The following is a 24,104-nucleotide window of genomic DNA, read 5'->3' on the forward strand; positions in this document are numbered from 1 at the left end:
CGGAAGACGGGCATATCTTCCGGAGGTGAGACGGGCACATGCGGGGGCTTCGCTACGACGCCGCGACCGTTGTCCAGACGCGGAGCCGGACGGACAGCGACCTGCCCGCCTGGGGGCTGAAGCTGCGGGAGCGGCTCGGTTTCAAGCGCACCGCCGTGGCTGTCGCGCGCGTAAGCTGGCTGTCGTCATGCATGCCATGCTGCGGTCCGGCCAAACCTACCAAGCGAAGGCTGTCGTGGCCTGATCTCAGAACACCCGAGCTTTCCGCGCGTCAAAGCGCGTCGAGGCGTCCCCACCGGGACGTGGGCGAACCATTCCGCCTAGGCTGTTGCACCATGAAATCCCGCCGATCCATCGAGTGCGCTTCACATGTCGGAAGGTTCATCCTGCGAAGCCCCATCATGCAGCGGCTCATGCCGACCGCGAAGACGACCGTGCTCCCGGCAAGCGACAGCCCGACGAACCAAAAAGGACTCGCTTCATGCGAGACGATTAGACGACAGCCTCGGTCGGAAGGCGCCCATCCGCTTTTTCGCCAAATGCTATCCGCAGCGGACTAGCCGCTTTCGGCCGATTTTGTTGAAAAACTCGGGACCGGGTCGAAGCAGCGCCGCGAACGGCGCCGGCCGGGGAAGATCCTGCTATTGAACGCCTGGAACGCACGGCGGGAATGGTGTTGCGCCGTCCGCAAGAGGCAAATCTTCTCTCGGGGCGATCTTCGATGACGCTTGAAGCGCTGCCTCCGAGTTTTTCAACAAAATCGGCCAGAAGCTGCCGCACTCTGTCCATCGGAGTGCCTGGAAGCGGCCTCTTGCGGCTTTAGCGACGCTGCCAAACTCCGGCGCACCTTCACTCGGCAGGTCGGCACGACGCCCGCCGAACCTCAGCATCGGGGTGTACGTTTCTGACACGCGAACTGCTGGAGATTTTCTCCTGCGCCGCCGAGCAATGTGCACAGCACAGGAACGTTTGTGCGGACTGCGTGCCAGTTGGGCCGAAATTGCCAAAACCGCTGAAACGTTAGAGTTTCGACAATTTCGGCGCGGTCGCTTTGACTCGGCCGTTCGATCAGAACTGAAGTCGCGTAATCAATGATTGTTGCTCGACAATGGGATTCGATCACTTTAGGATCTCGCTTATTTTACACTTTCCAAGAAAACAAAACGCGATCCCTCTAGAAATGACTTTACGTCGTCTGATATCGTCTGAGAGAGATTTTGGGGAATAGGCCATCCATAGACGAATTTGCGGATCGCCAGATAGAATACCTTCCCGTGCATGGCCCAGGCGGCTTCGATTTCCCGCTCCGTCAACGGTATCGTCTCCGGGCCAGGGAGGCCGAGATCGGCCCGGACCTCAGCGCAGATCGGATGGATGACCCGCTCTCGGATGATCGTGAGGTAACGGGGCGCGATGTCGTAACCCTTCAGACCTGAGAAGACGAAGATACGGACCCACACGAAATCGAAGATCTGCTCGGTGTACTCCGCGTAGAAGCGGACGATCCTGGAACTGAGCGGTTGAGACCGATCCCGGACCAATCCCGTCCAGGCCGGGTTCCAGCGCTTGACGTAGACGTGCTCGTAGACGCGGTCGAGCAGCGCTTCCTTGGTCGGAAAGTACCGGAAGATCGCCGAATGGGTGATGCCCAGCTCCTTAGCCAGTTCCCGGGTCTGACCGCCGAGTCCGTGCTCGGCGAAAAACTGCGCGGCGGCCTCCACGATCTGCTGCTCGCGCTCGGCCGCGGGCAGACGGCGCCGGATCTTCGGTGGCGTGGGATGCTCGGGGCAGTCGACGGTTGGGGCCATGCTTCGTGACCGATTGGTTATTTCGCTTGACGGCGCACTCGGGCCCTCGATAGCTTGTAACCAAGTGGTCAACAACGATTGATCCGGCAACTGGCGGCCTGGGAGGGACGCACATGAAGGCGCGGGCCTTCGATTACCGCCGTGTGACGAGCGTGGCGGAAGCGCTCGACGCCTATGCCGCTTGCATGGGCGAGGCGCGCTATCTAGCGGGTGGCCAGAGCCTTCTGCCGGCCCTCAACCTGCGCCTCGACGCACCCGACCTGCTCATCGACATCGGCCGGATCGACGCACTGCGGGGGATCTCCATCGAAGGCGATTTCCTGCGGATCGGCGCGCTGACCCGTCATGCCGAGACCCTGTCCTCCGGCCTGATCGCCGCCCACGCGCCGATGCTGAACGAGGCGGCGGCCTTCATGGCGCACCCGGCGATTCGGAACCTCGGGACGATGGGCGGCAGCCTCGCCCTGGCGGATCCCGCCTCCGAGCTGCCGGCCTGCATGCGTGCGCTCGGGGCGTCGATCGAGATCACCGGACCGGCCGGAACCCGGAACGTGGCGGCGGACGACTACTTCCGGGACCTGTTCGAGACCGTGATCGCGCCAGGCGAGCTCCTGTCTGCGGTGCGGGTTCCCCTCGGCCGCCCCGGCACGCGGATGCGCTTCGACGAGATCGCCCGTCGTCGGGGCGATTACGCGATGGTCGGCCTTGCGGCGCACCTCGACCTCGCGGGGGATCTCGTCGAGACGGCGCGGCTCGCCTTCTGCGCCGTCGGCCCGACACCGACGCGGGCTCCGGCGGCCGAGGCCGCCCTGGCCGGCCGCCCCCTCGGGCTGGAGAGCATCGCAGCGGCGAAGGCGGCCCTCGCGGCCGATCTCGCCCCCGACGCCGACGATACGCTCTCAGCCGCAGCGCGGATGCACCTTGCCCGGGTCCTCCTCGGCCGGGTGCTCTCCGCCCTGGGTGACGGCCCTCAGCAGGCGGAGGCCGCATGATCGCGCCGCAACCTGTCAGCCTCACCGTCAACGGCTCGAGGGTTCGGCGCTTCGTGGAGCCGCGCCTCTCGCTGGCCGATTTCCTCCGGCAGGAGCTCGGTCTCACCGCCGTGCACCTCGGCTGTGAGGTCGGGGCCTGCGGAGCCTGCATCGTCAATCTCAATGGGCAACCGGTCCATGCCTGCCTGATGCTCGCTGTGCAGGCAGACGGGATGCGGGTCGATACCCTCGAAGGGCTCTCGGATTCGGGATCGGTCGCCGCACTGCAGGAGGCCTTCCACACCCGGAATGCCCTGCAATGCGGCTTCTGCACGCCGGGGATCCTGGTCGTCGCTCTCGACTTCCTGAAAGGATGCAGCCCCGGCGGAACCGCGCCCTCGCGGGAGGCGATCCGAGACGCCTTGTCGGGCAATTACTGCCGCTGTACCGGCTACGAGGCGATCGTCGATGCCGTCGAGGGTGTCGCGAAGGCCGCCTGCGCCACCCAGGAGGCGGCATGAGCGCGGTCACCGACAGCCCGGGCCGGACCCGCTACATCGGCAAAGGTCTTCCCCGGCCCGGCGCCAAGCGTCTGCTGGCGGGTCGGGGGCGCTATACGGACGACGTTGTGCTGCCCCGTATGCTTCACGCCGCCTTCCTGCGCAGCCCGTACGCCCATGCCCGCCTGGGATCGGTCGAGACGGCCGATGCTGCCGCGATGCCGGGCGTGCATGCGGTGCTGACCGGCGCCGACTTCGTGGGGATCTGCGCACCTTGGACCGGAACTCTCACCCATTTCAAGGGAATGCGCTCGGCCCCGCAGATGCCCCTGCCGGCGGACAAGGTGGTCTGGGCCGGCCAGCCGGTGGTCATGGTGATCGCTGAGAGCCGCGCCGAGGCCGAGGACGCCCTTGAGCTCGTCGGCATCGATTTCGAGGAATTGGAGCCGGTCGTCGATCTCGACGCCGCGAGCGCCCCTGACGCTCCCCGGATCGACGCGGACGCAGCCGACAACGTCCTGTTCCGCACGCGGATCGAAGCGGGCGACACCGCGCGGGCCTTCGAAGGAACCTGGAGCGTTGCGGTCGACCTCCGCTTCGGCCGGCACACCGCCGTGACGATGGAGCCCCGCTCCCTCGTGGCCGACTACGATCCAGCGGAAGAACGGCTGACCGTCCACCAGTCGACCCAGACGCCCTATCAGTTCCAGGACATCTACGCCCGGCATTTCGGGCTCTCGGAGGCCAGGGTCCGGGTGATCGCCCCGGATGTCGGCGGTTCCTTCGGGATGAAGCTGCATCTCTACCACGAGGACATGGCGGTGGTAGGCGCGAGCCTGCTGCTCAAGCGGCCGGTGAAGTTCACCGCCGACCGGATGGAGGCCTTCGCCAGCGACATCCACGCCCGCGACCACCGGGTGCGCGCTCGGCTCGCTTTCGAGGGCGACGGGCGGATGCGGGCGATCGAGGTGGACGACGTGACCGGCGTCGGCCCCTTCTCGGCCTATCCGCGCACCAGCGCCGTCGAGGGCAATCAGGTAGTGCGCCTGATCGGGGCGCCCTACCGACTCGACGGCTACCGGGCCGACCTCACCGTCCTCGCCCAGAACAAGGTGCAGATGAGCCAATACCGGGCGGTCGGCCACCCGATCGCCTGCGCGGTGACGGAGCGGCTGGTCGATCTGGCGGCGCGGGAGCTCGATCTCGACCCCTTCGAGATCCGCCGTCGCAACTACGTGACCGACGACATGTACCCGCACAAGACGCCGAGCGGGTACACGTTCGAAAAGCTCTCGCTCGCGGCATGCCTCGACAGGCTCCATGACGTCATGAACTACCCCGCCCTGCGCGCGGAGCAGGCGGCCCTACGGGAGAAGGGCATCCACCGGGGCATCGGTATCGCGACCTATGTGGAGATCACCAACCCGACGCCCGCCTTCTACGGCGTCGGCGGTGCCCACATCTCGGCGCAGGACGGCTGCGTCCTCAAGCTGACGCCGTCGGGCGACGTGGCCTGCGCCATCAGCATCACCGAGCAGGGCCAAGGCAGTGAGGCCATCGTCGGCCAGATCGTCGCCGAGGGCGTTGGGCTCGACCGCGACCGCGTTCGCGTGCTGACCGGCGACACCGAGACGACGCCGTCCGGTGGGGCGACCTGGGCCTGTCGCGGGGCGGGGATCGGCGGCGAGACCGCCCTTCAGGCCGCGCGCAAGCTGAAGGAACGGATCCTGGAGATTGCCGCCGCCATCCTCCAGGCCGAGACAGGCTCCCTCGACATTCGCGACGGCGCAGTGACCGACGCGGATGGCAGCCCGCGCGTGACGCTGACCGAGGTCGCCAACCTCGCCTATTACCGCTCCGACCTGCTGCCGCCGGGCGTGTCGCCGGCCCTCACCGTCGCACACCATTTCGCCCCGCGCGGCTATCCGTTCGCCTTCACCAACGGCATCCACGGCAGCTTGGTCGAGGTCGATACCGAGACCGGTCTCGTGCGCATCCTGAAGCACTGGGTCGTCGAGGATTGCGGCCGGGTCATCAACCCGCTCCTCGTGGACGAGCAGATCCGCGGCGGCGTGGTGCAGGGGCTCGGTGCCGCCTTCTTCGAGGAGTGCCGCTACGGCGAGACCGGCCAACTCCTGAACGGATCGATGACCGACTACCTCGTGCCGATGGCCTGCGAGATGCCCGACATCGTCATCCGGCACGTCGAGACGCCCACGAAGGACACGGAACTCGGCGCCAAGGGCTGCGGCGAGGCCGGCACCGCCGCCTCCAGCGGCGCGGCCTTAAATGCCGTCAACGACGCCCTGCAGCCGCTCGGCGCCACGGTCTCGCAGCTGCCCATGACGCCCGAACGCATCTTGAGGGCGCTCGGCGTGGTGTGAGGGTTTCGCGCATCTCGCGACGCGGGCCAGCCTTCAAGAGCCCCGCGCATAGGAGGAACGGATCATGGGTCAGGCTACGCTCTCGCGCCGGATGCTCGTCGCGGGCATGGCCGCGGGCACGCTCGCCGGAATCGGCCGGCCGCGTCCCGCCCGCGCGGCCGAGACGATCCGCATCGGCTTCCCGACGCCGGTCACCGGGCCGTTCGGCGCTGAGGCCAAGGACCAGATCCGCTCCGCAGAGCTCGCGATCAGGCAGTTCAACGAGGCCGGCGGCCTGGACGGGCGGATGGCCGAGCTTCTGGTGCGCGACGACAAGCTCAACCCGGGCGAGGCCGCCACCCGCACCCTGGAGCTGATCGAGAAGGACAGAGCCCATTTCATCGTCGGCGCCCTGTCGAGCGCGGTGCAACTGTCGGTCAACGAGATCACCCGCTCCCGCAAGGTCCTCTACGTGTCAATCAGCCAGTCCGACACGATCAACGAGGCCAAGGACTTCAGCCGCACCACCTTCCACGAGGCCCTCAACCCGCACATGACGACCGCCGCGGTCGCCAAGCACGCGTTCAGGAAGGGCACGAAGGTCGCCTATCTCGTCGCCGATTACGCCTACGGTCACGAGATGCTGCGGGGCTTCAAGCGCGCCGCCGCCGCCATCGGCGCGGAGACGGCGGGGGAGATCCTGCACCCCTTCGGGGCGGCGGATTACTCGACCTTCATGCCGCGTCTGCGCTCTATGAAGCCCGACATCCTCTGCATCTGCAATTTCGGCCGCGACCAAGCCAACAGCATCAAGCAGGCCAACGATTTCGGACTGAAGAAGGTCGTCAGGATCGTCGTGCCGGTGCTGCTGCACAACCAGCGCCTCGCCGCAGGACCCGACGCATTCGAGGGCGTCGTCGGCGCCAGCAACTACTACTGGCGCCTGGAGGACACCGTCCCTTCGGCGAAGGCGTTCAACGACGCGTTCCGCGCGGCCTACGGCGGTGCCGTGCCTACCGATTACGGCGCCTACGGCTACGCCGCCGTTCGCTCGCTCCTCATGGCCGTCAAGGCGGCCGGCAGCACCGACACCGACAAGGTCGTCGATGCCCTGGAGACCCTGAAATACGACGTCGCCAAGGGGCCGGAGCACTACCGCGCCTGCGACCATCAGGCGGTCCAGTCGGTGCTCGTCACCGAATCGAAGAAGAAGTCCGAGATGGCCAACGACGCCGACCTCTTCAAAATCGTGGAGATCGAGCCGGGCTCGGAGGCTGCCCTGCGCCGTTGCGACGAACTCGGGCACCGCGCCTGACGGGGGAGCGGGAGACGGCCATGGATTGGGGATCCCTCGACCTCGAACTGATCGCCATGCAGCTCTTCTCGGGAGTGGCACTGGGGGCCGTCTTCGTGATGCTGGCGCTCGGCCTATCGATCATCTTCGGCATGCTCGGCATCGTGAATTTCGCTCATGGCAACGTCTTCATGGTCGGCGCCTATGCGGGCGTGTTCGTAATGGAGCGTACCGGCAGCTTCTGGGCCGCCCTTCTGCTCGGCCCGCTCCTCGTCGGGGCCCTAGGCCTGCTCGTGGAACGGTTCCTGATCCGCCCCCTGGCAGGCCGGCCGCCGGACGACGCGCTGCTCCTGACCTTCGGCCTCGGCTACGTGCTCGTGGAGGGCGTGCGCATCCTGTTCGGCTCGGACGGCCTGCCCTTCGCCACCCCTGAGGAACTCTCCGGCGTGGTCGACCTCGGGGTCGGCTTCTTTCCGATCTTCCGGATTTTCGTAATCGGCGTCGTCGCCCTGGTCCTCGTCGCTCTGTGGGTCGGTCTCGAGCGGACGAAGGTCGGGCTGATCGTCCGGGCCGGGGCCCGCGATCCCGAGATCCTGCGGGTGCTCGGCGTCGATATCGAGCGCCTGTGGCTTTGGGTCTTCGGACTCGGCATCGCCTTGGCGGCCCTGGGCGGCGTGCTCGCCGCGCCGATGCGCTCGGTCAACCCGGAGATGGGCAACGTCGTGCTCGGCGAGGCCTTCGCTGTCACGGTGATCGGCGGGATGGGCTCCCTCCTGGGCTCCGTCGTGGCTGGGCTCCTCGCCGGAATCGTGGTCTCGATGACCGCGCTCCTCGCCCCCGAGATGGCGAGCATCGCCATGTTCGCCTTCATGGCGTTGGTGCTCCTCGTCCGCCCCCAGGGGCTGTTCGGCAAGCCCGGCCTCGGTGCCTGAGGGAGAGCGAGGATGCAGCCCCTCGACCAAACCGTCCTGGCGACCGCGCCGCCGGCTCCGCGCCGGTCACCCCTCGCCGAAGGCGCCCTTTCACGGTGGCGCGCACCGCTCTCGATCCTCGCGCTGCTCGTCCTCCCCTTCCTGCTCCCGTCCCAGGCGCTCGCGGTCAATGTCCTGATTTATGGGCTCTACGCCGTCGGCTATAACCTGCTCTACGGATATACCGGCCTGCTTTCCTTCGGCCACGCGGCCTTCTTCGGGACCGGGGCCTACGTCACCGGCATCGCTATAGGCACCTTCGGGCTGCATCCCCTCGCCGCGATGGGGCTCGCGGTCGCTGCAGCCGGGGTGCTGGCACTCGCCATCGGCGCGGTCTCAATCCGGTCGCGGGGCATCTACTTCGCCATGGTGACCCTGGCGCTGGCGCAACTCGTCTATTACGCGGCGCTCCAGGCTTCCGGCTGGACCGGCGGCGAGAACGGCCTACGTGGCTTCACCGTCACCAGGATCGGCCTCGGCCCCGTTGCCTTCGACATCCTGAACCCGCTCACCAAGTATTTTGTTGTGCTAGCCTTTGTCGGCGCGGCCCTGGCGATGATGTCGCGGATCCTCGCCTCGCCCTTCGGTTCGGTGATCGAGGCGATCCGCGAGAACGAGACCCGCGCGCGGGCCTGCGGCTTCGATGTGGAGCGGACCAAGTTGCTCGCCTTCGTCCTGTCCGGGCTGTTCTGCGGCCTCGCGGGCGCGCTCTTTGCCATCCACCTGTCGATCGTGCCGCTCGATAGCCTCGCCTATAACACCTCCGGCATGGCGGTGGTGATGACGCTGGTCGGCGGCGCGGGGACTTTTTTCGGGCCCTTCGTCGGCGCCCTCGCAGTCCTCGTGCTGGAGGACGCCCTGAGCCTGTGGACGCCGCACTGGCAGCTTGCACTGGGCACCGTCTTCATCCTCTTCGTGCTGTTCCTGCCCCGGGGCCTCTGGGGCACGGCGCTGGCCCGGCTCGCCACGATGCGGGGGCGCCCATGACCGGCCCCGTCCTCCAGGTCGAGAACCTCGGATGCCGCTTCGGCGCCTTCACCGCTCTCGAAGGGATCAGCGCAACCCTCGGTCGCGAGCGCATCACCGCCGTCATCGGCCCCAACGGCGCGGGAAAGAGTACCTTCTTCAACCTGCTCTCGGGAGCCCTGAAGCCCACGAGCGGATCCCTCCACCTCGGCGGCCGGGACCTCGCCCGCGTACCCCAGGCCCGCTTCGCGCATCTGGGCATCGCGCGCTCCTATCAGATCACTACGGTCTTCCCGCGGCTCACCGCCCACGAGAACGTTCGCACGGCCCTGCAGGCGCGGGCAAACCGCTACGATTTCTGGAGCCGTCGCGACCGTCTCGCGGGCCTCTCGGACCGGGCCGACGCGCTCCTCGAGTCCGTGGGCCTCGTCGGCCGCCGGAGCCGACCCGCCGCCGCCCTCGCCCACGGGGAGCAGCGGGCCCTGGAGATCGCCATCGCCCTCGCCGCCGATCCCAAGCTGCTGCTCCTCGACGAGCCGACCGCCGGGATGGGGCCGGAAGAAACCAAGGACATGGTGGCCCTCCTCCACCGCCTGTCGGATGCACGCGCCATCCTGCTCGTCGAGCACAAGATGAAGATGATCCTCGGCCTATCGGAACGCATCCTCGTCCTGCACCACGGGCGCCTCATTGCCGATGGCACCCCGACCGACATTCAGGCAGACCGTGAGGTCCGGCGGGTCTATCTCGGCCAGAGCGGTGGATACGGCCATGCTTGAGATCGACGGCCTCGACGCGTGGTACGGGGCGAGCCATGTCCTGCACGGTCTCACTTTCGCGGTGTGCGAAGGCGAGATTCTGGCCCTGATCGGCCGCAACGGCGCGGGCAAGACCACGACCATGAAGGCCGTGATGGGCCTGATCCCGAAGGTCGGCGGTCGGGTTCGCTTCCTCGGGCAGGATCTGCTCGGTCGACCGGCCCATGGGCGCTTCTCCCTGGGGCTCGGCTACGTGCCGGAGGATCGGCGCATCGTGCCCGGCCTGACCGTGCGCGAAAACCTGAAGCTCGGATTGCTGCGGGCACCGTCGACGATCCGCGAGGGATCGGCAATCGCCGAGATCGCCGAAACCTTTCCCCGCCTCGCCGAGCGCCTGGACCAGGTCGCGGTGACGATGTCGGGAGGCGAGCAGCAGATGCTCGCCATCGCCCGCGCTCTCATATCTCGGCCGAAGCTGATCCTGCTCGATGAGCCATCCGAGGGCATCATGCCCGTCCTCGTCGAGGAGATGGGCGGACTATTTGTCTCGCTGCGCGAGCGGGGTGTGACGCTCCTCCTCGTCGAGCAGAACGTCGAGTGGGCGCTCAACCTCGCCGATCGGGCCGTGATCATCGACCAAGGGGTCGTGGTCCACGAAAGTTCGGCCGCGATACTGCGTGCCGACAGCGAGATCCAAGACCGATACTGCGCGGTCTGACGATTAGGCTTCGAAGGGAGAACACGATGGAGATCACCGGCGAATACCGCATCGCGGCGCCGCGTTCGGCCGTCTGGGTAGCCCTCAACGATCCGGACGTGCTCGGGCGCTGCATTCCCGGCTGCAAGGAGCTTACTCAGGCCTCGCCGGACGAATTCGCGGCCAAGGTCTCGCTGAAGATCGGCCCCGTGTCGGCGACCTTCGCCGGCACTGTACGTCTTGAGGATGTCCGCGCTCCAGAAGGCTATACCCTGACCGGCCAGGGAAACGGGGGCATGGCGGGCTTCGCCAAGGGCCGTGCCGTAGTCACGCTTCGGGAGGAGGGCTCCGAAACCCTTCTGAGCTATCAGGCCAAGGCCGAGATCGGCGGCAAGATCGCCTCCCTCGGCGGCCGCCTGATCCAGGCGACATCGCGCAAGCTCGCCGACCAATTCTTCGGTGCCTTCGCCGCCGAACTCGGTGCCCCATCGCCCGTCACGGATGCAGCCGAAGCGTCCTGAGGGTCAAGAACTCCGAGAAGGCAGTCGAACGCAGCTAAATGAAGTCTGCTTTGCGCCGGCTTCGTTGAAAAAAATCGGAGGCGGCTCCTCAGGCGTCATCCAAGGCTGGGCCGCGAGGAATTCTCATCTCTCAAAGCCGATCATTACCGCTCGTTCAGCGAATTTTGGGCAATGCGATGGCAGAAAATTCTCCGTCGGGAGCAGTCCGCAGTGCTCCCTCGGCCCGGTCCCGAGTTTTTCAACGAAATCCGCCCCTCTCGGTCATTCGGCACGCTTGGAAGACATCTCCGAGCGGACGTCACGGGAATTGGATCTACAGGTCGGAATTGGCAACGCTACGGGACCTTCGAGATTACAGCCCGAGATAGCTTCTTGTTCTCCGAAGGTGGCCCCTAGCTGGCATCCGGAGCCGCCTTGTGCCGCAGGAGATCAGAGGCAGCCCGCTTCCGTTCGCGTTCTCAAAGATTCGATTGCGTGTTGGTACTTGCTGGCGCAGCGCCCCACACAGTTGCCAGGAAGGAGGTGAAGGCTTCGAGGCTGGTGGATCGGGCCGGCTTCATCCAAGTCGCGTAGGTCGCGATGGTGTCGGGTACATCGTCGAGAGAGCGGATCACGATCCCACGCCGCTGCACGTTGCGTACACAGCTGGCGTAGGTGCTCACGCCGGCGCCCGCCGCCACGAGGCCGAAAATCCCCTCGCTGGACGATGCCTCCTGGCTGATGATCGGATGGAAGCCGCGGCGGTGACAGATCGCGAAGAATGCCTCGCGGTAAGCGCTCCAGCTCCCGCCCGATCCCATCACGAACGGCTCCCCGGCAAGATCCTTGAGCGTGAGGCTGCGCGCATTCGAGAGAGGATGGGTCACCGGCAACAGGGCCACGTAGGAGTCGCGGTCGAAGAGGAGGCTGTCGAAGTGCTCGTTATCGACAGCGCTCAGGGTAAAGCCGACGTCGATGCGATCGTTGAGCAACGCCTCGCGCTGCAGTTGTGAGGGGACGTGCGACAGCTCCAGCCGGATCCCAGGCCGCACTTCGCTGAAGGCGCGGACAAGCTCCGGCAATCGGCCGTTGATCGCGAAATCCATGTAGCCGACGCGCAGAACACCGGCCATGCCAGTCGCCGTACGCTGAGCCAGCGTCACGGCTCGCTCAAGATGATCGAGGCCGATCCGGCACTCGGCAAGGAAGGCGCGACCAGCTTCCGTGACCTCGACCGTTCGGGTCGTACGGCGGAACAGCTTCACCCCGACGCCGACTTCGAGTTCCGCGATTAGGCGGCTCAGGCCCGGCTGCGTCGTCGCGAGGCGCTGGGCTGCCCGGCCGAAATGAAGCTCCTGAGCCAGGACGAGGCAGCTCGTCACGTGCCGAAGGTCAAATCGCATTTGATGCCAAAAATCGTATCAATGACTCGCGATTTATCATTTCACACCCGGAGCCATCTGCAACATCCTCGCTTTGATCCCGCCGCGGCGGGCTGGAACGAACGATGCAGGGGACCAGACAGATGGCTTTCAACACCGAACTCGACAGCGCCCTCGAAGCCGCCTTCGCCGAGGCGCGCGCGCTATACAAGGAGCGCGGTTTTCAGCGCCGGGTCGGGTTCGGCCGGCGTCCCGCCCTGATCAATGTCGACCTCGCCAACGCCTGGACGCGGCCGGGCAATCCTTTCACCTGCGAGAACATCGACGAGCAGATCATCCCCGGTGTCCAGGCGCTTCTGGCCGCCTGCCGCCGCAACAATCACCCGGTCGTGCACGTCACCACCTGCTACCAAGTCACCGACGTCGACAGTCCCAAGACCGACATGGGTCTGTGGCACCGTAAGATCCCGGTCGAGGTCGTCGACCAGAACAAGCCCGAGCTCTGGGCGATCGACAGCCGTATCGAGCCCATGCCGGGCGAGCAGGTGCTGGTGAAGAAGCGCGCGAGTGCCTTCCACGGCACCTATCTTGCCGGCTTCCTGCGCGCCAATAACGTCGACACGATCCTGGTCACGGGGGTGACTGCCTCGGCCTGCGTTCGCACGACGCTCTGCGACGGTCTTGCTGAGGGCTTCCGCACCATCGCGGTGCAGGAGTGCATCGGCGACCGCGTGCCCGGCGCCGTCGCCTGGAACCTGTTCGACATCGACGCGAAATTCGCCGACGTCGAGCCGCTGAAGCGCTGTGTCGCCTACCTCGACGAGGTGGGACTGCGCAACGCCGCCTGATCGCCGGACCGTCCGCGCGAGGCGGCCCGATCCTCCGCCCGCCGACCCTTCGCAGGAGTGTGAGCCGATGAATGCTTTCCGGTCCGCCGAGACGTTTTCACCGACGCGTCGGCAGGCGCTCCTCGGCAGCGCGGCGGCAATCCTCACGGCAGGCGTGGGGGGCGAGGCGCACGCGGCAGCCGGCACGGTCGTCGTCTCTAATTGGGGCGGTGACTGGAACCAGCGCACGGTGCGCTTCGTCGAGACGCCCCTCGTGGAGACGCAGGGACTGACCGTCGTGCGCGATCTCGGCATGGAGCCGGAGCGCAAGGCCAAGCTGCTGGCTGAGCGCCGCCTGCGCCGCGGCAGCATCGACGTGATCCATCTGAACGATTCGGACGGGTTCGAGATGATGAAGCAGGACGTGCTCGCCGACCTCGACCGAGCGCGTATCCCGAACTACGGCGATGTGGTGCCGGCCCTACGCAAGGACTATTTCGTGCCGTGGCTCTACAGCGGCGTAGTCATCATCTATAACAAGGATAAGATCAAGGATCCGCCTCGATCCTATGAAGAGCTCTGGGACAAGAAGTGGGCCGGCCGGCTCGGACTGACCAATCAGCTCTACTTCAACTACATGATGATGTCCGGCCTGATCCAGGGCGGCAACATGACGAGCGTCGATTCCGGCCGAGACCGGCTCGTCGCGCTGAAGGAGCTGGTCCAGCCCCGCCTTTACGCAGCACACCAGCAGCTCGGCGCCGCGCTGGCCACCGGCGAGGTCGACATCGCCCTCAACTACAAGGCCCGCGGCCTGCAATGGATTAACGAGGGGTCGCCGCTGGCCATCCAGTACCCGAAGGAGGGCGCAATCGCGATCACCTTCGGCGCTGGTATGCCGAGACGCGCACCGAACCCGGAGGGCGCCTACGTCTACCTGAACGCGATGCTCGATCGGAAGGCGATGGCGGAACTCGCCGCGGCGAGCTTCTACGCGCCGGCCAACGGTTCGGCGGAGCTGAGCCCGGATTTGCGTAGCCGGATCGACTTCTCGCCCGAGGAACGCGAGCACCTCAACTTCCCGGATTACGCCTACGTCTCGAAGAACACCGCCGAGTGGCTCGAGTGGTGGAACAAAACGATGGCACGCTGACCCGATGGCTACCCTCGCACACCCGGAGGTCCTGGCGCCCGACTTCGCGCCCCGGGGCCGGCCGCGGATTCCCCGAGTCATCGGCGGTGTCCTGCCGGGGACGCTGCTGGTCGTCATAGCTCTTCTCGGGCCGCTCGCTCTAATGTTTCGCTACAGCTTCAACCGGTTCGTGCCGGGCGAGCTGATGGTTGAGGGGTTCACCCTCGCCAACTACGCCAAGTTCCTGCACGACGCCTTCTATCGAGACGTCCTGCTGACGACCCTATGGGTGGCGGCCCTCTCGACGCTGATCTGCCTCGCGCTCGGATTTCCCGTCGCCTACGCGCTGGTGCGGCAGGTCGGATCGCGCTGGAAGTCGAGGCTCCTGATCCTCATCATTCTCCCGCTCCTCATGGGCAACGCGGTCCGCACCGCTGCCTGGATGGTCATCCTCGGCGACAAGGGCCTTCTCGCCGCTCTGGTCTCCGCGGTGGGGCTCACTCCACCCCGGCTGATGTACACCCCCACTGCCGTGGTGATCGGTCTCGTCTCGGTGACGCTGCCCTTCATGATCGTGACGCTGCAGAGCGTGATCGAGCGGATCGATCCGGTCCTCGAGGAGGCGGCCGAGAGTCTGGGCGCCGGGCACCTCACGATCCTGCGGCGGGTCGTGCTGCCGCTCGCGCTGCCCGGGCTGCTCGCCGGCACGATGCTCTGTTTCATCCTGTCGATGAACGCCTACGCCACGCCGGTGCTGATCGGCGGCCCACAGTTCCACATGATGGCGCCCGAGGTCTACCAGCAGGTGGCTAAGGCTATGAACTGGCCCTTCGGTGCAGCCCTCGCCTTCGTGCTGATGACTGTCACCCTCGTGCTGACGACCACCGCCAACGTCCTCGTACAGCGCCGCTACCGGCGCTGGTCGGAGTAGGGCCATGTCGCGTGCAGGCATCCGCCGGACCTACGGCGCCATCTCGGGCACAGTCCTCGCCTTCATCGTGCTACCCCTGGTGGTCATCGTCTGGGTGTCGTTCTTCGCTAACCGCATTCTCGCCTTCCCGGCGAACGGCTATACCCTCGACTGGTACGCGCGGGCCCTCGACACGGACGCCTTCCGGGACGGCTTCATCACCAGCGTGCAGACGGCGCTGTTCGCCACGGCGGCGAGCCTCGCTCTGGGCGTGCCGGCGAGCCTCGGCCTGGTGCGCGGCCGCTTCCCCGGCCGCGATGCCGTCCAGGCTCTGCTGCTCGCACCGATGGTGGTGCCGGGCATCGTCGGCGGAGCCGCCCTGTTCATCGCCTTCATCGAGGTGGAGGCGCTCCTCGACATCCAGGTGGCCGGCACGATCGGCGGCTTGCTCGTGGCGCACACCTTGATCGCGCTGCCCTGGACCATCCGGCTGGTCAGCGCCTCGCTCGCCTCGGCTGACCGGGCGATCGAGGAGGCTGCTGCGAGCCTCGGCGCCGGCCCACTCACCGTGCTGCGGCGCGTGACCCTTCCAGCAATCCGGCCCGCCATCGTCGCGGCGGCCCTGTTCTCCTTCGTGATTTCGTTCATCGATCTGGAGAAGTCGATCTTCCTCGTCGGTCCGGGCCGGACGACCCTGCAGATCGCCCTCGTCAACTATCTCGAATGGAACCTCGACGGGACGGTCGCGGCGGTCGCCACCGTCCAGATCCTGATCGTCGGTGCGGCGCTCCTCGTCAGCGACCGCTACGCACGTCTCGCGCAGGCCTTTTGATACTGCCACCCGACAGCCCGGAGAACGGACCATGTCGACAACGGTCGCACTGCGTTCCCTGATCAAGCGCTATGGCGGGTTCACAGCCGTGGACGACATCACCCTCGATGTGCCCGAGGGCCAGCTCGTCGCCCTGCTCGGCCCCTCGGGCTGCGGCAAGACCACGACGCTGCGGATGGTCGGCGGGTTCGTCGAGACGGATGCCGGCAGCATTTTGATCGGGGGGCGTGACGTGACCCGTCTGCCGCCGGCCAAGCGCAACATTGGCTTCGGCTTCCAGAGCTATGCCCTGTTTCCGCACATGAGCGTCGCCCAGAACGTCGCCTTCGGCCTGGAGATGCGTCGCCTGCCCCGAGCCGAGATCGCGTCCCGCGTCGCCCGGGCGCTCGACCGGGTGCGCCTGTCCGCGATGTCGGATCGGTTGCCCAAGCAGCTCTCCGGCGGCCAACAGCAGCGGGTCTCTCTCGCCCGAGCCCTGGTGATCGAGCCCTCTGTGCTGCTCCTCGACGAGCCGCTCTCCAACCTCGACGCGCAACTGCGCGGGGAGATGAAGCTCGAGATCCGCCAGATCCAGAAGGCGATGGGCATCACCACGATCTTCGTCACGCACGATCAGGACGAGGCGCTCTCGATCGCCGACCGCATCGTCGTTATGCGCGCTGGGCGGATCGAGCAGGACGGAAGCCCGGAGGCGGTGTTCGGCGCGCCGCGCTCGCGCTTCGTGGCGGAGTTCATGGGGGTGACGAACCTCCTACCTGGGACGGTCGAGGGACCGGGCCTGTTCCGGCTCGCCGACGGCAACGCGATCCGCGTCCCGGGTGCGGTCGCCGGCCGGGGGACGACGGTCCTCGCGATCCGTCCCGAGCGGGTCCGGATCTCCTCCCCCGGCGCGGACACGGAGCCCGACATGTTGGACGCCGAGATCGAGGCGGCGACCTACCGGGGTCTCTCGGTCGAGTACCGGCTGCGAACCACGTCTGGCTTGTGCCTGACGGCGCGCCGGGCGACCCCTGCAACCGGCGGACCGGTCATGCTCGAACCCGGCGCGCGTGTTCACGTCGCCGTTCCACCGGACGCCTGCCACTTCGTCCCCGTCGAACTCTGAGAGGACGCACCATGACCACGAGGCACGACGACCTGATCGTGATCGACGGGCTGATCGTCTCCGATTTCGGGCCCGAGGTCTTCGCGGACATGCGCCGCGGCGGCATCACAGCCGCCAACTGCACCTGCAGCGTCTGGGAGGATTTCGCCACGACCATGCGGACGATGGCCCGCTGGCGACGCTGGTTTCGCGAGCACGCCGACCTGATCACCCCGATCCACAGTGTCGCCGACATCCACCGCGCGAAGGCGGAGCGCCGCACCGGCATCATCCACGGCTGGCAGAACACCAGCGCGATCGAGGATCGCATCGAGTACCTGGAGCTATTCCACGCCCTCGGACTGCGCATCGTCCAGCTCACCTACAACACCCAGAACCTCGTCGGTTCGGGCTGCTACGAGACGCGCGACGGCGGGCTGTCCGATTTCGGCCATGACGTACTGGCCGAGATGGACCGGCTCGGCATCCTTTGCGACCTCTCGCATGTCGGGCCGAAGACCAGCGAGGACGCGATCCGCGCCTCGAAGCGGCGCGTCGCCTATTCCCACTGCCTGCCCGCCGCCCTGAAGGATCACCCGCGCAACAAGACGGACGCGCAGCTGCGCTTCATCGCCGAGCGAGGCGGCTTCGTCGGAGTGACGATGTTCCCGCCGTTCCTGGCCCGGGGCGCGGCCTCGACGATCGAGGACTATCTCGACGCCATCGCGTACGTGATCGATCTCGTCGGCGAGGAGAACGCCGGTATCGGCACCGACTTCACGCAGGGCTACGGGCAGGCCTTCTTCGACTACATCACCCACGACAAGGGTGACGGGCGCAAGCTCACGGATTTCGGTGAGGTTCTGAACCCCGAAGGCATCCGCGTCATCGGCGACTTTCCGAACCTCACCGCGGCGATGGAGCGGCGCGGTTGGCCGGCCCCCCGCATCGAGCGCGTCATGGGCGGCAACTGGCTCGCCCTGCTCGGCGACGTCTGGGCCTAAGCGCGTCTCGGGCGATTGAGGAGACCACGCGATGTCAGCGAACACCTACGACGTCATCGTGCTCGGCGTCGGCGGCATGGGGTCGGCCGCCTGCTGGCATCTGGCCCGTCGCGGCGTCCGGGTGCTGGGACTCGAGCGCTTCGACATCCCGCACGCCATGGGATCCTCGCACGGCTTCAATCGGATCATCCGTCTCGCCTACTTCGAGGATCCTTCCTACGTGCCACTGCTGCGCCGCGCCTACGAGAACTGGCGGGAATTGGAGGGATGCTTCGGGGAACAGCTTCTATTCATCACCGGCTCGATTGACGCGGGGCCGGAGGGCAGCGCTATGGTCGAGGGCTCGCTCGCTGCCTGCCGGACGCATGACCTCCCGCATCGACTGCTCAATGGCGCTGAGTTGAGGCGTGTGGCGCCTGGCTACAACCTGCCCGACACGCATCGTGCCGTCCTCCAGCCAGATGGTGGCTTCGTCTCTGCGGAGCGCGCGATCGTCGCGCACGTCACACAGGCGCAGACTGCGGGTGCCGAGATTCGGGCGCGGGAGCCGGTGCTGAGTTGGGAGCCGACTGCGTCGGGCGTGCGCGTCAAGACCGCACGCGGCACCTACGAGGCGGGACGGCTCATCCTCGCGGCAGGCTCTTGGATGGGTGAGTTCGTACCTCAACTCAAAACCGTCGCGGTGCCCGAACGGCAAGTGCTCGGCTGGTTCCAGCCGCGGGAACCGGCTCTGTTCGCACCGGAGTGCTTCCCGGTGTTCAACATGGAGGTCGACGAGGGCAAGTTCTACGGCTTTCCGATCTGGCACGTGCCGGGCTTCAAGATCGGCCGCTGGCACCATCTCGGTGAGACGGGCGGTGCTGATACCTTGTCGCGGGAATGCGGCGCCGAGGACGAGGCGGTGCTACGCCCCTGCGTCAGCCGCTACTTTCCCCAAGCGAACGGTCCGACGATGGCGATGCGGGCGTGCTTCTTCACAAACACACCGGATGAGCACTTCGTGATCGATACGCTGCCAGACCTGCCCCAAGTGGTCGTCGCCTCGCCCTGCTCTGGCCACGGTTACAAGTTTTGCAGCGTCGTGGGTGAGGTTCTAGCCGATCTCGCCACGGGTAAGAAACCAAGCTTCGACCTTAGCCTGCATGCGCTTGACCGCTTCACGCCACGTTTGCATGCAATCACTTAGAAAAAATCCATGTGACCGGATTCTAGGATCTGTTCAGGCCCGACTATACTAGTCATGACTCGCCAATCCACAAGGTGGTGGGTTTGCTATCGCGTGGATGCAACGTCTGTTTTTTAATATGGGCGCCCATGAGCGCACCGGCGGTTTTCGGCCAGCATTTACCACCACGAAGCGCCCGCCTGAACGTCTCAGATGAGTGGATTTGCGCCGGTCCGCTTTCGGACCAGCAAGGCGTGAAGGAGGACGTGGCTGCCCAATTGACGAGCCGCCTGTCACCCCGCGGACTAGGCGCGGACATGGGCAAACAACCCGCTGCCACCGTGCTCGATATCCTCTCGGACGGCATCGCGGGCCGCATCCGAGTTGCCGCTGCGCAGGGCGTCGATGATGCGCCGATGCGGATGGGGCTCCCAATCGGGAACTCCGTCGTCATAGAGGTGCGAGAGGATCGGGCCGCATCGCACCCACAGCAGTTCGACGATTTCGTACAGGATCGGCATCTGACCGAGCCTGCAAAGCGCCAAATGAAATTCGGTGTTGAGGTTCACCGCGCGCGCGAAGTCGCGGCTCGCGTGGCATTGCGAGATCTGCGCGTGGATTGCCTCCAACTCGTCGACCTCGGTCGCGCGCCTGTCAGCTCCCGCGGCGGCGGCACGCCCCTCGAGATCGGTGCGGATCGCCCGAATCTCTAGGAGCTGATCCAGGGTCAGCCGGGGCACGACGACGGTCCCGCGTGCGTCGAGCGCGAGCGCCTTCTCTGCAACGAGCCTGAGCAGGGCCTCGCGCATGGGCGTCGCGCTGATGCCGAACCGGACCGACATCGGGCGCAGACGCAGGCGCGTATCCGGGCGCAGCTGCCCGCGCATCAGCGCGACCCGCAACTCGCGATAGGCGCGCTCGCTCAGGCTCTCCTTGACGATCGGACGGACCCAGTCCGGCAAGATTTCGCCGGTGTCTGGCTCTGACGCCGAGGCGCTTGACATATTCCTCCCCTTTGCCCGATGCTTGTTATAACAAATTACAGTCTGCGTCGACGGTCCACGCCGTGTCGCAGGCCGCGGGGCTGCGAGGCTCGGCGGCAGACAGGGGACGGAAATGCTTGCGTTGCGCAAGGCGACGGCTGCCTTCGGGGCGGACCTCGTCCATGTCGATGCACCGCCCGAGCCGGGCGCGGGCCGCGTGACCATCGCGGTTGCCGCGGCCGGCATCTGCGGCAGCGACATCCACGCCTTCGAGTGGACGCCGGGCTACGGGTTCATGAACCTTTTCATGCCGGTCACCCTCGGCCACGAGTTCGCCGGCATCGTCCGGGCGGTGGGCGACGGCGTGACCGCGCTCGCCGTCGGCGACCGGGTCACCTGCTGGCCGACGGTGCCGTGCGGCGCCTGCTCGGCCTGCGCCGCCGACCGGCCGCAGGATTGCCAGAGCCGGCGGATCGTCGGCCTGCACGCTGACGGAGCCTTCGCCGAACAGGTCGTCGTTCCCGCCGCGAATTGCCGCCGCCTCCCCGACGACATGCCCCTGGCTATCGCTGCCCTGGCTGAGCCGCTCGCGGTCGCGGTCAACGCCGTGGACGTGGCGGAGGTGGGACCAGGCGACCGGGTGGCGGTGCTCGGACCGGGTCCGATCGGCCTCTGCATCGCCTTCGTGGCGCAGCTCCGGGGCGCAGTCGTGCTGCTCGCCGGTCTCGACGACGCCGCCCGCCTCGACGTTGCCCGCCGGATCGGCATCCGTGAGACGGCTGATCTCACCAGCGGCAGCCTCGAAGCCGCAATCCGGAACGCCCTCGGCGGCGAGGCCGACCGGGTGATCGAGGCGACGGGATCCGCCCGGTCGGTGGTGGAGGGGCTGGCCGCGCTGCGTTCCGGCGGTGTGCTGGTGGTGGCCGGGATCCATTCCGGCTCCCTTGACCTCGACCTGACCAGTTTCGTCCGCAGCAAGAAGCAGCTTCGCGCGGCTCACGACACCACGGCGCGCGCCTTCGACGAGGCCATCCGGCTTCTCGCCGCCCATGCCGGAACGCTCGACGCGCTGATCACTCATCGACGTCCTCTGGCCGAGGCCCAGGCGGGGTTCGATCTGGCGCGCAGCCGGCAAGCCATGAAGGTGCTGCTTCTTCCCGAAGCGGCGGAAACGCGGGGGGGCGAGCGATGAGCATCGGGATGAGAGCCGTGATCGCCGCCGGGCAAGGCGGTCCGGAGGTCCTCCGGATCGTCGAGCGTCCCCGCCCGGAGCCGGGTCAGGGTCAGGTGCTCGTGCGCGTCGAGGCCGCGGGCATCAACCGCCCGGACGTGATGCAGCGCGAGGGCCGCTACCCGCCGCCGCCCGGCGCCTCGGAGGTGCTCGGGCTCGAACTCGCCGGCGTCGTGGAGGCGCTCGGGCCCGGCGCGGGGCGCTTCCGGCCCGGGGACCGGGTCATGGCGCTGGTCCATAGCGGCGCCTACGCCGAGTGGGCCGTCGTCGACGAGGCCGTCGCGCTGCCCGTGCCGGACGGCCTACCGGCGGTCGAGGCGGGCGCGATCCCCGAGACCTACTTCACCGTCTGGAGCAACGTGTTCGAGCGCGCCCGGCTGCAGGCGGGCGAGAGCCTCCTGATTCACGGCGGCTCCTCGGGCATCGGCACCACGGCGATCCTGCTCGCGAAGGCCCGCGGCGCCCGAGTGATCGTCACCGTGGGTTCCCCGGAGAAGTGTGCGGCCTGCCTCAAGCTCGGCGCGGACGCCGCCATCGATTACCGGAGGGAGGATTTCGTCGCGGCCTCCCGGGCGGCCACCGACGGGCGCGGGCCCGACGTGATCCTCGACATGGTCGGCGGCCCCTACATCGCCCGCAATCTCGACGCCGTGGCGGTCGATGGGCGCATTGCCCAGATCGCCTTCCAGCAGGGCTCGCGGGTGACGGAGATCGACTTCCAGCCGCTCCTGATGAAGCGCGTGACGCTGACGGGCTCGACGCTTCGCGCCCGTCCGGTCGCCCTGAAGGCGCGCCTCGCCGACGCCCTCGCCGAGCACGTCCTGCCGCTGCTCGCGGCGGGCCGGGCGCGGCCTTCGATCGATTCCGTGTTCCCGTTCGACCGGGTCGCAGAGGCCCATGCCCGCATGGATGCGGGCCGGCATATCGGGAAGATCGTCCTGTCGATGGGCGACGCCGCGCAGGGGAGCCGCTGATGTCCGAGATGTCCGAGCGTGCCAACATGACCGGCGCCCACGCCCTCGCGGCCGCGCTCCACCGGCACGGGGTCCGCGACGTGTTCGGCCAGAGCATCCCCTCGGCCCTGTTCCTGGCTGCACCGCATCACGGCATCCGCCAGATCGGCTACCGCACCGAGAATGCCGGCGCCGCGATGGCCGACGCCTACGCGCGGATCTCGGGCCGGGTCGCGGTGGTCGCGGCCCAGAACGGCCCCGCCGCTACGCTGCTTGTGCCAGGCCTCGCGGAAGCCCTGAAGGCCTCCATTCCGGTCGTGGCGATCGTCCAGGACGTCCACCGCAACTTCACCGACCGGAACGCCTTCCAGGAACTCGACCACCTCGCCCTGTTCGCGGGCGTCGCCAAGTGGGTCCGCCGGGTCGCGGTCGCCGAGCGCATCGACGACTACGTCGACATGGCCTTCGCGGCCGCGGCCTCCGGGCGGCCCGGGCCGGCGGTGCTGCTGGTGCCCCTGGACCTGCTCGACGAGCGGCCGGACTTCGAGGCCGCCGCACCGCGCCGGTCGGCCAGCCTCGGCACCTACCCCCTCGACCGCACCCTCGCCGACCCGGCCCGGATCGCGGAGGCCGCGGACCTGATCGCCGGGGCGCGGCGCCCGCTGGTCATCGCGGGCGGCGGCGTCCATTCCTCCGGGGCCTATCCTGAACTCGCCGCCCTACAGACCCTCGGACTGCCGGTCGCCACAACGGTGATGGGCAAGGGCGCCGTCGCCGAGACCGACCCGCTCTCCGTCGGGGTCGTCGGCTACTTCATGGCGCCGCGGGCGCGCTCGTCCCACCTGCGCACGCTCGTCACAGAGGCCGACGTCGTCCTCCTCGTAGGCAACCGCACCAACCAGAACGGCACCGACAGCTGGTCGCTCTACCCAGCCGGCGCCCGGTTCATCCATCTCGACGTCGACGGGGGCGAGGTCGGCCGGAACTACGAGGCCCTGCGCCTCGTCGGCGACGCCAAGCTGACCCTCGCCGCCCTCGCCGAGGCGCTGCGGCAGCGCGACCTGTCGGAACTGGAAGGCCGCCGCGCGGCCCTCGCCGACGTCATCGTCCGCGCCCGGGAGGCCCAGGTCGGCGACATGGCCCGCCTCGTCGACATGGAGGCCGCCCCGATCCGGCCCGAGCGGATCATGGCCGAGATCGACGCGGCGACGACCCCCGAGACCGTCGTCGTCGCCGACGCGAGCTACGCCTCGATCTGGGTCGCCAACTTCCTCACGGCGCGGAGAGCCGGCCAGCGCTTCCTGACGCCGCGCGGCATCGCGGGTCTCGGCTGGGGCCTGCCCTTCGCCCTCGGCGCCAAGGCCGCCCGCCCGGACGCGCCCGTGATCTGCGTGACCGGCGACGGTGGATTCGGCCATGTCTGGTCGGAGCTGGAGACGGCGCGGCGTATGCGGCTTCCGGTCATCGTCGTCGTCCTGAACAATCAGATCCTCGGATACCAGAAGCACGCGGAGCTGAGCCTGTTCGGCGACTTCACCGACGTCTGCGATTTCGAGGCGGTGGACCATGCCGCCATCGCGCGCGCCTGCGGCTGCGTCGGGACGCGGGTCGAGCGCCCCGAGGATCTCGCGCCGGCGCTGCGCGACGCCCTCGCCGGCGGCGACGTCTCGGTGATCGACGTGATCACCGACCAGCGCGCCTACCCGCCGATCACCAGCTTCGAGGGCAAGGACGCCCTCGCCTACTCACGCCGATGACCGACCCGACGAGAAG

Annotated in this window: 22 protein-coding genes and 1 pseudogene; 20 read left to right on the top strand and 3 right to left on the bottom strand. The window is 67.5% G+C overall.

All coding sequences use genetic code 11. The annotated features are described in order from the left end of the window. Positions 1-5: 5 nt before the first annotated feature. Positions 6-244: pseudogene (locus CIW48_RS23315) on the top strand (IS110 family transposase); the annotation flags it as partial. Between the two features lie 892 nt (positions 245-1,136). On the opposite strand, the gene CIW48_RS23320 reads toward CIW48_RS23315, so the two are convergent. Continuing rightward, positions 1,137-1,808 carry a TetR/AcrR family transcriptional regulator gene (locus tag CIW48_RS23320; protein WP_091787296.1) on the bottom strand — a complete coding sequence of 224 codons (672 nt, stop codon included), beginning with the start codon at positions 1,806-1,808 and terminating at the stop codon, positions 1,137-1,139. Between the two features lie 113 nt (positions 1,809-1,921). On the opposite strand from CIW48_RS23320, the gene CIW48_RS23325 reads away from it, so the two are divergent. The 9 genes from CIW48_RS23325 (at position 1,922) to CIW48_RS23365 (ending at position 10,849) form a co-directional block, all read left to right on the top strand. Continuing rightward, on the top strand, positions 1,922-2,800 hold the full coding sequence (locus CIW48_RS23325) for a xanthine dehydrogenase family protein subunit M (RefSeq protein ID WP_149312874.1): 879 nt from the start codon (positions 1,922-1,924) through the stop codon (positions 2,798-2,800). Beyond that, positions 2,797-3,300, top strand: coding sequence for a (2Fe-2S)-binding protein (locus tag CIW48_RS23330; RefSeq protein WP_091787290.1), 504 nt, complete (start codon positions 2,797-2,799; stop codon positions 3,298-3,300). The genes CIW48_RS23325 and CIW48_RS23330 overlap by 4 nt, the downstream gene beginning before the upstream one ends. Further along, the gene (locus tag CIW48_RS23335; protein ID WP_149312875.1) at positions 3,297-5,663 is read left to right on the top strand and encodes a xanthine dehydrogenase family protein molybdopterin-binding subunit; all 2,367 of its coding nucleotides are present in this window, start codon (positions 3,297-3,299) and stop codon (positions 5,661-5,663) included. Before CIW48_RS23330 ends, CIW48_RS23335 begins: the two co-directional genes overlap by 4 nt. Positions 5,664-5,727: 64 nt before the next feature. After that, complete coding sequence (locus CIW48_RS23340) at positions 5,728-6,957, top strand: ABC transporter substrate-binding protein (protein ID WP_149312876.1); 1,230 nt, start codon at positions 5,728-5,730, stop codon at positions 6,955-6,957. Positions 6,958-6,977: 20 nt separating this feature from the next. Then, the gene (locus CIW48_RS23345) at positions 6,978-7,868 is read left to right on the top strand and encodes a branched-chain amino acid ABC transporter permease (RefSeq protein ID WP_091787282.1); all 891 of its coding nucleotides are present in this window, start codon (positions 6,978-6,980) and stop codon (positions 7,866-7,868) included. A gap of 12 nt (positions 7,869-7,880) precedes the next feature. Beyond that, on the top strand, positions 7,881-8,894 hold the full coding sequence (locus CIW48_RS23350; RefSeq protein ID WP_149312877.1) for a branched-chain amino acid ABC transporter permease: 1,014 nt from the start codon (positions 7,881-7,883) through the stop codon (positions 8,892-8,894). Further along, on the top strand, positions 8,891-9,652 hold the full coding sequence (locus CIW48_RS23355; RefSeq protein ID WP_091787275.1) for an ABC transporter ATP-binding protein: 762 nt from the start codon (positions 8,891-8,893) through the stop codon (positions 9,650-9,652). The genes CIW48_RS23350 and CIW48_RS23355 overlap by 4 nt, the downstream gene beginning before the upstream one ends. Further along, the gene (locus CIW48_RS23360; protein ID WP_149312878.1) at positions 9,645-10,349 is read left to right on the top strand and encodes an ABC transporter ATP-binding protein; all 705 of its coding nucleotides are present in this window, start codon (positions 9,645-9,647) and stop codon (positions 10,347-10,349) included. The genes CIW48_RS23355 and CIW48_RS23360 overlap by 8 nt, the downstream gene beginning before the upstream one ends. A gap of 26 nt (positions 10,350-10,375) precedes the next feature. After that, on the top strand, positions 10,376-10,849 hold the full coding sequence (locus CIW48_RS23365) for a carbon monoxide dehydrogenase subunit G (protein ID WP_091787269.1): 474 nt from the start codon (positions 10,376-10,378) through the stop codon (positions 10,847-10,849). A gap of 458 nt (positions 10,850-11,307) precedes the next feature. On the opposite strand, the gene CIW48_RS23370 is transcribed toward CIW48_RS23365, so the two are convergent. Further along, positions 11,308-12,231: a LysR family transcriptional regulator gene (locus CIW48_RS23370; RefSeq protein ID WP_149312879.1), complete on the bottom strand. Its 924-nt coding sequence runs from the start codon at positions 12,229-12,231 to the stop codon at positions 11,308-11,310. 122 nt (positions 12,232-12,353) lie between these two features. Here CIW48_RS23370 and CIW48_RS23375 point away from each other — a divergent pair, with 122 nt between their 5' ends. From CIW48_RS23375 to solA, 7 genes are all read left to right on the top strand, one after another. Beyond that, positions 12,354-13,058, top strand: coding sequence for an isochorismatase family protein (locus CIW48_RS23375; RefSeq protein ID WP_091787264.1), 705 nt, complete (start codon positions 12,354-12,356; stop codon positions 13,056-13,058). Between the two features lie 67 nt (positions 13,059-13,125). Beyond that, entirely contained in the window at positions 13,126-14,190 is a 1,065-nt protein-coding gene (locus CIW48_RS23380) for an extracellular solute-binding protein (protein WP_149312880.1), read from the top strand. Positions 14,191-14,194: 4 nt separating this feature from the next. Continuing rightward, the gene (locus CIW48_RS23385; RefSeq protein WP_149312881.1) at positions 14,195-15,100 is read left to right on the top strand and encodes an ABC transporter permease; all 906 of its coding nucleotides are present in this window, start codon (positions 14,195-14,197) and stop codon (positions 15,098-15,100) included. A gap of 4 nt (positions 15,101-15,104) precedes the next feature. Beyond that, positions 15,105-15,911 (top strand): ABC transporter permease, encoded by an 807-nt coding sequence (locus CIW48_RS23390; RefSeq protein ID WP_149312882.1) that lies wholly within the window; start codon positions 15,105-15,107, stop codon positions 15,909-15,911. A 31-nt stretch (positions 15,912-15,942) separates the two neighbouring features. After that, the gene (locus CIW48_RS23395) at positions 15,943-17,016 is read left to right on the top strand and encodes an ABC transporter ATP-binding protein (protein WP_149312883.1); all 1,074 of its coding nucleotides are present in this window, start codon (positions 15,943-15,945) and stop codon (positions 17,014-17,016) included. A gap of 11 nt (positions 17,017-17,027) precedes the next feature. Next, on the top strand, positions 17,028-17,999 hold the full coding sequence (locus CIW48_RS23400) for a dipeptidase (RefSeq protein ID WP_149312884.1): 972 nt from the start codon (positions 17,028-17,030) through the stop codon (positions 17,997-17,999). A 31-nt stretch (positions 18,000-18,030) separates the two neighbouring features. Further along, on the top strand, positions 18,031-19,185 hold the full coding sequence (solA, locus tag CIW48_RS23405; RefSeq protein WP_149312885.1) for an N-methyl-L-tryptophan oxidase: 1,155 nt from the start codon (positions 18,031-18,033) through the stop codon (positions 19,183-19,185). A gap of 284 nt (positions 19,186-19,469) precedes the next feature. On the opposite strand, the gene CIW48_RS23410 is transcribed toward solA, so the two are convergent. Next, complete coding sequence (locus tag CIW48_RS23410; RefSeq protein ID WP_149312886.1) at positions 19,470-20,168, bottom strand: GntR family transcriptional regulator; 699 nt, start codon at positions 20,166-20,168, stop codon at positions 19,470-19,472. A gap of 112 nt (positions 20,169-20,280) precedes the next feature. Here CIW48_RS23410 and CIW48_RS23415 point away from each other — a divergent pair, with 112 nt between their 5' ends. From CIW48_RS23415 to CIW48_RS23425, 3 genes are read left to right on the top strand one after another with little or no spacing between them, the layout of a single operon-like run. Then, positions 20,281-21,339 carry an alcohol dehydrogenase catalytic domain-containing protein gene (locus CIW48_RS23415; protein WP_149312887.1) on the top strand — a complete coding sequence of 353 codons (1,059 nt, stop codon included), beginning with the start codon at positions 20,281-20,283 and terminating at the stop codon, positions 21,337-21,339. Next, complete coding sequence (locus tag CIW48_RS23420; protein WP_091787240.1) at positions 21,336-22,352, top strand: NAD(P)H-quinone oxidoreductase; 1,017 nt, start codon at positions 21,336-21,338, stop codon at positions 22,350-22,352. Before CIW48_RS23415 ends, CIW48_RS23420 begins: the two co-directional genes overlap by 4 nt. After that, positions 22,352-24,088: an acetolactate synthase catalytic subunit gene (locus CIW48_RS23425; RefSeq protein WP_149312888.1), complete on the top strand. Its 1,737-nt coding sequence runs from the start codon at positions 22,352-22,354 to the stop codon at positions 24,086-24,088. The genes CIW48_RS23420 and CIW48_RS23425 overlap by 1 nt, the downstream gene beginning before the upstream one ends. Positions 24,089-24,104: the final 16 nt, after the last annotated feature.

The organism is Methylobacterium sp. P1-11, from assembly GCF_008329595.1.
Lineage (GTDB): Bacteria > Pseudomonadota > Alphaproteobacteria > Rhizobiales > Beijerinckiaceae > Methylobacterium.